Genomic DNA, 8,152 nt, shown 5'->3' with positions numbered 1-8,152 from the left:
GCGATCGAGGTGAAGGACCTTCACAAGAGGTACGGCGAGACGCGCGCGGTGGACGGGGTGTCGTTCACCGTGGCGGCCGGTGAGACGTTCGGCATGGTCGGGCGGAACGGCGCGGGCAAGACCACGACGGTGGAGTGCCTGGCCGGGCTGCGCAGGCCCGACGGGGGGACGGTACGGGTGCTGGGCCTCGACCCGGCGCGCCGCCGCCGGGAGCTGGCCCAGCGGGTCGGCGTGCAGCTGCAGGAGAGCGAGCTTCCGGACCGGTTGAAGGTCGCCGAGGCGCTCCGGCTGTACGCGGGCCTCTACCGCGCCCCGGCCGACTGGCGGTCGGTGATGGAGCGGTGGGGGCTGGACCCGATCCGCAACAGGTCGTTCGGCGACCTGTCCGGCGGTCAGAAGCAGCGCCTGCAACTCGCGCTCGCCCTGGTCGGCGCACCCGAGGTGGTGGTCCTGGACGAGCTGACGACCGGACTGGACCCGGTCGCGCGCCGGGAGACCTGGGCGCTGATCGGCGACCTGAAGGCGTCGGGGACGACGGTGGTGCTGGTCAGCCACCACATGGACGAGATCGAGGCGCTGTGCGACCGGGTGGCGGTCTTCGGCGCCGGCCGGATCACCGCGCTCGGCAGCCCGGGCGAGCTCGTCGAACGCACCGGGGGCGGTTCCCTGGAGCAGGCGTACTTCGCGCTGGTGGAGCAGGCCCGCACGGCGGCACGGGAGGAGGCGAGATGAAGGCGTTCGCCCTGCTCTCGGCGGCCGAGCTCAGGCTGCTGGCCCGCGACCCCGGGTCGCTGTTCTTCATGGTCGCGTTCCCGCTGATGCTGCTGATCCTGAACAGCGGCGGCGAGGGCCCCGAGATCGAGATCTTCCTGCCCGGCTACATCGTGATGATCCTGGCGATCGGCGGCCTCTCCGCGCTGCCCGCCACCGTGGCGACGTACCGCGAGCGCAAGGTGCTGCGCCGGCTGGCTGCCACCCCGGTGGCGCCGCTCACCCTGCTGGCCGCGCAGATCGGCGCGCAGATCGTGATGGGGCTCGCCGGGTCGGCCATCGTGGTCGGCGTCGGCGTCCTCGGCTACGGGGCGGGCCTGCCCGACCACGTGGCGGTCTCGCTCCTCGCCTTCCTGCTGTGCGCGCTGATGCTCTACGCGCTCGGCTTCGTCATCGCGGCCCTCGCACCGCGCGCCAAGGCCGCCGAGCTGCTCGGCCTGCTGGTGATGTTCCCGATGATCTTCCTGGGAGGAGCGGCCATCCCCCGCGAGGGACTCTCGGAGGAACTGCTCAGGATGGGCGAGCACCTGCCGCTCACCTACGCGGTCACCGCGCTGCGGGACGGCTGGTTCGGTTCGCCCGGGGCCTTGCCCCTGCTGGTCCTGGCCGGTATCACAGTGATCGGCACAGCCGTCGCGGCCGTGCTGTTCCGGTGGGAATGAGCGGAGGGGCACTCGTGGACGGCTCGGATGCGCAGTGGGTCCGCGCCTTCCACCTGCTGTTCTTCGCGTGTCTCGGCATCCCCGCCGCCGTGGTGCTGGCCGGCGGGGGCGCCGGGCCGACCGGCCGGGGCGTGACGCTCGCCCTGACCGCGCTGACGGCGGCCTGGTACGCCTTCTTCATCGCCCGCCGTCCCGACCTGCTGGAGCGGGTCATGCCCATGGCCCTGCACCTGCTGGTGATCATCGCCCTGCTGGCCGTGCTCATCCTCCGCGAGCCGCTCTACGAGATGGTGCTCTTCGGCGTGTTCGCCCTGCCGTACCTGCTGCTGCCGCGGGGGTGGAACTCCCTTGGGGCGGTGCTGACCGTGCTCGTGATCATGGCCGCGAGCGGGCCGCTGATCGAGGAGTGGAACGATCCGCGCACGCTGGGCACGGTCGCCGGGAACATCTTCCTGGTCCTGCTGATGGGATCGTTCGTCGATTTCCTGGTCAAGCAGGGCGAGCGGAACCGGGAGCTCGGCGTGCTGGAGGAGCGGGCCAGGCTGGTGCGGGAGATCCACGACACGCTCGCCCAGGGGTTCAGCGGGATCATCACCCAGCTGGAGGCGGCCGAGCAGGCCGAGGACGATCCGCGGGCCGTACGGCAGCGCGTCGCCCTGGCCAAGCGGCTGGCGCGCGAGAGCCTGGCGGAGGCGCGGCGCTCGGTCGACGCGCTGCGGCCCGGCCCGCTGCGGGACGCCGGGCTCGACGGCGCGCTCGCCGCCGTGGCCGGGCGCTGGCAGGTCCTCACCGGCATCCCGGTGGTCTTCTCGGTGAACGGCGGCGCCCGCCCGCTGGGCGCCGAGGCGGAGACGGTCCTGCTGCGGGCCGCTCAGGAGGGGCTGGCCAACATCGCCAAGCACGCGGGCGCCCGCCGGGCGGCCCTCACCCTGTCGTACATGGAGAGCGAGGTCACGCTGGACGTGCTGGACGACGGCGCGGGTTTCGACCCCTCGCTCCCGAGCGGCGGGTACGGCCTGGCCGCGATGCGCGAGCGCGCCGACCGGGCCGGGGGCACGGTGACGGTGGAGTCGGCGCCGGGAGAGGGGACGGCGCTGTGCCTGAGCATCCCCTGCGCCTGATGATCGTCGACGACCATCCGGTGGTCCGCGACGGCCTGCGCGGCATGTTCGACGGGGTGCCGGACATCACGGTGGTCGCGGAGGCCGGCGACGGGCACCAGGCGCTCGCGCTGGCCCGCGCCGAGCGGCCCGACGTGGTGCTGATGGACCTGCGGATGCCGGGCCTGGACGGGGTGGGCGCGATCGAACGGCTGCGCGCCGACCATCCGCACGTCCGGGTGGTCGTGCTGACCACCTACGACACGGACGCCGACGTCTCGCGCGCCCTCGCCGCCGGGGTCGCCGGTTACCTGCTGAAGGACGCGCCGCGCGAGGAGCTGCACCAGGCCGTGCGCACCGCCGCGGCGGGCGGCCGGGTGCTCGCGCCCTCCGTCATGTCCCTGCTGGTCGGCGGGCTGGCCGGCGGTCCGGCCGGCGGTCCGGCCGGCGGTCCGGCTCCGGCGGGAACGCCGAGCCCGAGGGAGCTGGAGGTGCTCAGGCTCATCGCCAGGGGCGCGACCAACCGGGAGGCGGCGCGGGCCCTGCTGATCAGCGAGACCACGGTGAAGACCCACCTCGCGCACGTGTTCGCCAAGCTGGGGGTGGACAACCGCGCTGCGGCCGTGGCGGTCGCGATGGAGCGGCGGCTCATCTAGCGTCCCGTCCGGCCGCCCGGCCGTCCGGGGCCGGGGATCCGGCGGGCGGGAGGCGGCCCGGGACCGGGCCGGGCGCGCCGGCGGGCGGGACGAGCCGGCCGCGCCGGCGGTACCACGCGGCGAACAGGGCGGTGGCGAGCAGGAGCTCGGCGAGGTCGCCGCCGTAGTACATGACCTGGGCCGCCCGGCGGAGGTCCGCGACGTCCCGGACCGCCTCCGGCAGGGCGGGGGGCAGCGTGGAGGCGTGGGCGTACAGGTGCTTGGCCAGCCAGGCGTGGGCCGCGGCGGCGCCGACGAGGGCGGTGACGCGCACGGCCGTACCGTGCCTGCGGGGGGCGGGGTCGGGGCCGGCGACCGCCCAGGCGAACAGGTAGCCGGCGACCAGGTAGTGCAGGTGGACGGCGTGGTGGAGCACCGGGCTGGTCAGGGTCGCCGCGTACAGCGGGGTGAGCGTCACCAGCAGCAGGCCGCCGGCGTTGAGCACCGCGGCGGTGACCGGGTGGCCGGCCGCGTGCAGGAGCGGGGAGCGGAGCAGCCGGGCGGCGCGGCGGCGGTACGGCACGGGCGCCGTGCGCAGCAGCAGCGTGACCGGCGCGGCCAGCGCCAGGGCGAGGGGGGCGAACATGCCCAGCAGCAGGTGCTGGACCATGTGGCCGGTGGCGCCGGCGGGCAGCAGGACGTGCGCGAGGGGGGAGACCGCCGCGGCCGCCACGGCGCAGCCCGCGAGCCAGGAGGCGGTGCGCGGGCGGCTCCACCCGCGCGGCGCGGCCGCCGCCCTGCGGGCCGCGACCAGGTAGGCGACGGCGCAGACGAGGAACGGCACCAGCGCCGGGAGGGCTGCCGCCCATACCTCGGCGCCGGCATGGCCGGGGTCCGGGTGGGCGGCGAGGTGGACCTGGACCGCTTCCGGGCGGACGGCGAGGGACACCGGAGCCGTTTCCGAAGGGACGGCGAAGTGGATCTGGGCTGTTTCCGGGGGGAGGCCTGGCGGATCGGACGCCGGGTGGAGCAGGGCTTGCGCGGGGAGCCGCATCAGGGGCGCCGGCCGGCCGGGCCGGTGCGCCCGCGGCGGGCGCGCAGGGCCAGCCCGGCGCCGCAGAGCAGCAGCAGGGCCCCGGCGAGGTTCCACGCCAGGTCGTAGGGGGCCAGGTCGACGCCGTAGCGGATCTGGTGCACGCGCAGCAGCTTGTGGTCGACCAGCCCGTCGAACAGCTGGAAGCCGCCGGCGCCCAGCAGGAAGCCGCCCCAGGCCGCCGCGGGGACCAGCTCCGCGCGGCGCCGCAGGTCGGACAGCCAGAAGAACCCGCCGACGATCGCCACCAGCTCGGCGGCGTGCAGCAGGCCGTCCGAGAACAGCCCCACCTGGGGGGTGGCGCGGTCGTAGAAGTGGTGCCAGGCCAGGAGCTGGTGGAAGACCAGCTCGTCGACGGCGGCCATGAGGCCGATCCCGATGAGGGCGGCCGACAGCAGCGAGGGACGGAGCGGGGCGCGGGTGGCCGCGCCGGTCCCGGTCCCCCGCCGGAGGGCGCGTCTCGGCATGCCGGGCCCCTACCCGGCCCGGCGCCGGCCACACGGCGGCCCTCCGCAGGGGGTGCGCCGGGGCCGCGCCCCGGCCACCCGCCGGAGCCCGCCCTGACCGTTTCGTCGCCGGAATTTGGGGGCCGGGTGGGCGGCCTCGCCTCCTGACAGGGCACAGGTGGTCAAAGTGGAGGAGGTCAGGCCGGTGCCGTACGAGGCGGAGCGGAGAGCGGCGCTGATGCGGCTGCTCGACGACGTCACGGCGGTGGCCAGCGTCAGCGAGGAGCTGGAGCCCGCGGCGCGCACCACGCTGGAGGCGGTGTGCGAGCTGACCGGCTGGTCGCTGGGGCACATGTGCGTGCCGGCCGACATCGGCGACGACTTCGTCTCCTCCGGGATCTGGGTCGGCGCGATCGAGAGGTTCCCGGTGCTGCGCGAGGTGACCGCCCGCACCCGGTTCCCGCCCGGCGTCGGCACCGTCGGCAAGATCATCATCACGGGCAAGCCCGTCTGGTCGGCCGACATGAACCGCGACCCGCTGGTCCTCCGCACCCGGTACGAGGAGAACCTGGGGGTGCGGGCGGTCTTCGCGTTCCCGGTGGTGGCCGCCGACGGGGTCGCGGCGGTGATGGAGTTCTTCGCCGACCACGTGGTCCCCCGGGACGAGGCGCTGCTGAAGGTGATGGCCAGTCTCGGCCACCAGCTCGGCCGGGTGATCGACCGCCGCAAGGCCCACCAGCTGCTGGAGAGCAGCCGGAGCCGGCTGGAGCAGGTGATCGAGACCTCCATGGAGGGCTTCGTCTCCATGGACGCCACCGGCCTCATCACCGGCTGGAACAGCGCGGCCGAGCGCATGTTCGGCTACTCCCGGGAGGAGGCGCTGGGCCGGCCGCTGCACGAGCTGATCGTGCCGCCCCGCTACCGGGCCGCCGACCGGGCCGGCCGGGAGCGCTTCCTGTCCACCGGGCAGTCGAACGTGCTGGGCCGGCGCCTGGAGCTGTCCGCGGTCCGGGCCGACGGCGGCGAGTTCCCCATCGAGCTGGTCGTCTGGGCCACCCGCGAGCACGGGCAGTGGACGTTCAACGCGTTCGTGCACGACATCACCGACCGCCGCCGGGCCGAGCAGGCGCTGCGGGAGGCATACGAGGCCGAGCAGGCCACCGTGGCCCGTCTGAGGGAGCTGGACCAGGCCAAGAGCGACTTCATCGCCACCGTCTCCCACGAGCTGCGCACCCCGCTGACCAGCATCGCCGGATATCTGGAGATCTTCGACGACGCCGAGCCGGTCAGCGAGCACCAGGAGCGGATGCTGCAGTCGATGATCCGCAACACGGCCCGGCTCCAGCACCTGGTCGAGGACCTGCTGGCGGTCAACACGATCGACGCCGGCCGGCTGGACGTCGACACGGCCCCCGTGCCGGTGCGCCGGATCCTGGACGAGGCGATGCGGACCGCCGGAGGCGAGGCCCACGACAGCGGCCACACCTTCCGGGTCCATGTGGACGCCGGAGCGGACTCCGTCAACGCCGACGTCGACCTGTCGGTGCGGGCGGTGAGCGCGCTGCTGTCGAACGCGGTCAAGTTCTCCCCCACCGGCGCCCCGGTCACCGTGCGCGCCTCCGCCGCCGGGGAGGGGGCGGAGAGGACGGTGTCGATCGCGGTCACCGACGCCGGGCCCGGCATCGACCCCGACGAGTTGCCGCGGATCTTCGACCGTTTCTACCGCACCCGGTACGCCGTCGAACACGCCATCCAGGGCATCGGCCTGGGGCTCTCCCTCGCCAAGACGATCGCCCAGGCCCACGGCGGCGTCCTGACCGCGGCCAGCACGCCCGGCGAGGGCTCCACCTTCACCCTGATCCTGCCCGCGGCCCCGGAGCAGGACGGACGGAGCCGGGAGCAGGACGGGCGCGGCCCCCGCCCGGAGTGACCGGGGCCGCGGCCGGGGTCCTGTCCGGGTCCCCGGCCGGCGGGCGCGGAGCCGGTCAGCGGGAGTAGAACTCCACGACCAGCTGCTCGTCGACCGGGACCGCGATCTGCTCGCGCGCCGGCCGGGAGACGACCGTGAAGCGCAGGTCCCCGTGCTCGACGGCCAGGTAGGGCGCGGTCAGCTCGTCGGCGTAGGTCCCCTCGGCCGCGGCGACGAAGGGCTGCATGGCGCGGGACCGCTCCCGCACCCCGATGACCTGGCCCGGCTTGACCAGGTAGCTGGGGATGTCCACCTTGCGGCCGTCCACGGTGATGTGACCGTGCGTGACGTACTGGCGGGCGGCGTAGATGGACGGGGCGAACCCCGCGCGCAGCACCAGGGAGGCCAGGCGGCTCTCCAGCAGCACCACCAGCTCGGCGCCGGACCGGCCGGGGCTGCGCAGCGCCATGTCCCAGTAGCGGCGCATCTGCCGCTCGGAGACGTCGTAGTACCAGCGCAGCTTCTGCTTCTCCATCAGCCGCAGGCCGTAGTCGCCGGTCTGGCGGCGGTTGGTCTTGCGACCGTGCTCACCCGGCGGGTAGGGCCGCTCCTCGAAGTAGCGGACGGCCTTGCGGGTCAGCGGGACGCCGGCGCGCCGGGAGAGGCGCACCTTGGGTCCGGTGTAGCGCACAGTCACTCCATTGTGCTTAGGTATTCCTAACTGAGGTAAGCCTTACCTTAGTCTAAGTAATCGCGTGATCTCAAGGAGAGCCGGTCCATGCAGCACCCCGTCACCGCGCCGCCCGTCCCCGAACGCGTCCGCACGCTCGCCGCGACCGCCGCTCCCACCCATGTCTCCCTCGCCGGCACGGCCCGGCCCGCCCGGCGCGCACGGGGAGGGGTGGACCGGGCGGGCCGGCCGGTGCTGCTGGTCATGCCGGGCGACCCGCTGCACGGGGCCCGGGAGGAGCCCGCGGTGACCGTGGACCTGGTCGCGAACCGGTCGCTCGGCGGGACCGAGCTCCCGCGCGGCCTGCTCAAGGTGCAGGGCTGGGTGCAGGCCGTACCCGAGCACGAGCTGCGCGCGACCGCGGTCGCGATCGCCGACCGCTGCCCGGACGAGGCCCTGTTCGAGGTGCTGGAGGGCACGGCAGGGCCGCGGCTGCTCCGGGTCGACGTCGGGCAGGTGATCTATCTCACCGGCCCGGAGTCGGGGGTGCTGGACGCCGAGGAGTATCTCGGCGCCGCCCCGGACCCCCTGGCGGGTGTGGCCGAGCGCATGGTCCACCACGTCAACAGCGCCCACCGGGACCGGCTGACGGCCGCCCTGGGCGCCCTGCTCGCCGCGCCGGCGGACGACGTCTGGCTCTGGGAGCTGGACAGGTTCGGCGCCACCGTGCGCTCCGGCCTCGAGGACCCCGCCCTGATCCGGCTGCCGTGGCCGTCCCCCGCCGGTGACGCCGAGTCCCTGGAGCGCGCCCTGCACTGCCTGCTCTGCCACCGCTGAGCCGTGCCGCGCCGGACGCGGCACGGTGG

At 74.6% G+C, this 8,152-nt stretch carries 9 protein-coding genes; 6 read left to right on the top strand and 3 right to left on the bottom strand.

Annotated features, from left to right (window positions below; all coding sequences use genetic code 11):
* From ACFOWE_RS11300 to ACFOWE_RS11285, 4 genes are all read left to right on the top strand, one after another.
* Positions 1 to 732: ABC transporter ATP-binding protein (locus tag ACFOWE_RS11300; protein WP_377287210.1), on the top strand; the 732-nt coding region annotated here is incomplete at its 5' end.
* On the top strand, positions 729 to 1,433 hold the full coding sequence (locus tag ACFOWE_RS11295; RefSeq protein WP_377287209.1) for an ABC transporter permease: 705 nt from the start codon (positions 729 to 731) through the stop codon (positions 1,431 to 1,433). The genes ACFOWE_RS11300 and ACFOWE_RS11295, both read left to right, overlap by 4 nt.
* A 14-nt stretch (positions 1,434 to 1,447) precedes the next feature.
* Positions 1,448 to 2,554: a sensor histidine kinase gene (locus ACFOWE_RS11290; protein ID WP_377287208.1), complete on the top strand. Its 1,107-nt coding sequence runs from the start codon at positions 1,448 to 1,450 to the stop codon at positions 2,552 to 2,554.
* Positions 2,530 to 3,189, top strand: coding sequence for a response regulator (locus tag ACFOWE_RS11285; RefSeq protein WP_377287207.1), 660 nt, complete (start codon positions 2,530 to 2,532; stop codon positions 3,187 to 3,189). The genes ACFOWE_RS11290 and ACFOWE_RS11285 overlap by 25 nt, the downstream gene beginning before the upstream one ends.
* On the opposite strand, the gene ACFOWE_RS11280 is transcribed toward ACFOWE_RS11285, so the two are convergent.
* On the bottom strand, positions 3,182 to 4,117 hold the full coding sequence (locus tag ACFOWE_RS11280; RefSeq protein WP_377287206.1) for a cytochrome c oxidase assembly protein: 936 nt from the start codon (positions 4,115 to 4,117) through the stop codon (positions 3,182 to 3,184). The genes ACFOWE_RS11285 and ACFOWE_RS11280 overlap by 8 nt on opposite strands.
* Before the next feature lie 104 nt (positions 4,118 to 4,221).
* Positions 4,222 to 4,728, bottom strand: a complete 507-nt coding sequence (locus ACFOWE_RS11275; protein WP_377287205.1) for a DUF2243 domain-containing protein — start codon at positions 4,726 to 4,728, stop codon at positions 4,222 to 4,224.
* Between the two features lie 166 nt (positions 4,729 to 4,894).
* Here ACFOWE_RS11275 and ACFOWE_RS11270 point away from each other — a divergent pair, with 166 nt between their 5' ends.
* Positions 4,895 to 6,637: an ATP-binding protein gene (locus ACFOWE_RS11270; RefSeq protein ID WP_377287204.1), complete on the top strand. Its 1,743-nt coding sequence runs from the start codon at positions 4,895 to 4,897 to the stop codon at positions 6,635 to 6,637.
* A gap of 55 nt (positions 6,638 to 6,692) precedes the next feature.
* Here the strand turns inward: ACFOWE_RS11270 and rpsD are convergent, their stop codons facing one another.
* Positions 6,693 to 7,307: a 30S ribosomal protein S4 gene (rpsD, locus tag ACFOWE_RS11265; protein WP_377287203.1), complete on the bottom strand. Its 615-nt coding sequence runs from the start codon at positions 7,305 to 7,307 to the stop codon at positions 6,693 to 6,695.
* An 87-nt stretch (positions 7,308 to 7,394) separates the two neighbouring features.
* Here rpsD and ACFOWE_RS11260 point away from each other — a divergent pair, with 87 nt between their 5' ends.
* Positions 7,395 to 8,123 carry a DUF2470 domain-containing protein gene (locus tag ACFOWE_RS11260; protein ID WP_377287202.1) on the top strand — a complete coding sequence of 243 codons (729 nt, stop codon included), beginning with the start codon at positions 7,395 to 7,397 and terminating at the stop codon, positions 8,121 to 8,123.
* The last annotated feature ends 29 nt before the right edge of the window (positions 8,124 to 8,152 follow it).

The sequence above is a fragment of the Planomonospora corallina genome (assembly GCF_042650625.1).
GTDB classification, from domain to species: domain Bacteria; phylum Actinomycetota; class Actinomycetes; order Streptosporangiales; family Streptosporangiaceae; genus Planomonospora_B; species Planomonospora_B corallina.
The sequence above is the reverse complement of the archived record's forward strand: the minus strand, read 5'-3'. Positions and strand labels throughout refer to the sequence as shown.

Bases quoted from the DNA above. Each gene is read 5' to 3' on its own strand.
- ACFOWE_RS11260 (WP_377287202.1), top strand. From the start codon at position 7,395: ATGCAGCACCCCGTCACCGCGCCGCCCGTCCCCGAACGCGTCCGCACG.
- ACFOWE_RS11275 (WP_377287205.1), bottom strand. From the start codon at position 4,728: ATGCCGAGACGCGCCCTCCGGCGGGGGACCGGGACCGGCGCGGCCACC.
- ACFOWE_RS11295 (WP_377287209.1), top strand. From the start codon at position 729: ATGAAGGCGTTCGCCCTGCTCTCGGCGGCCGAGCTCAGGCTGCTGGCC.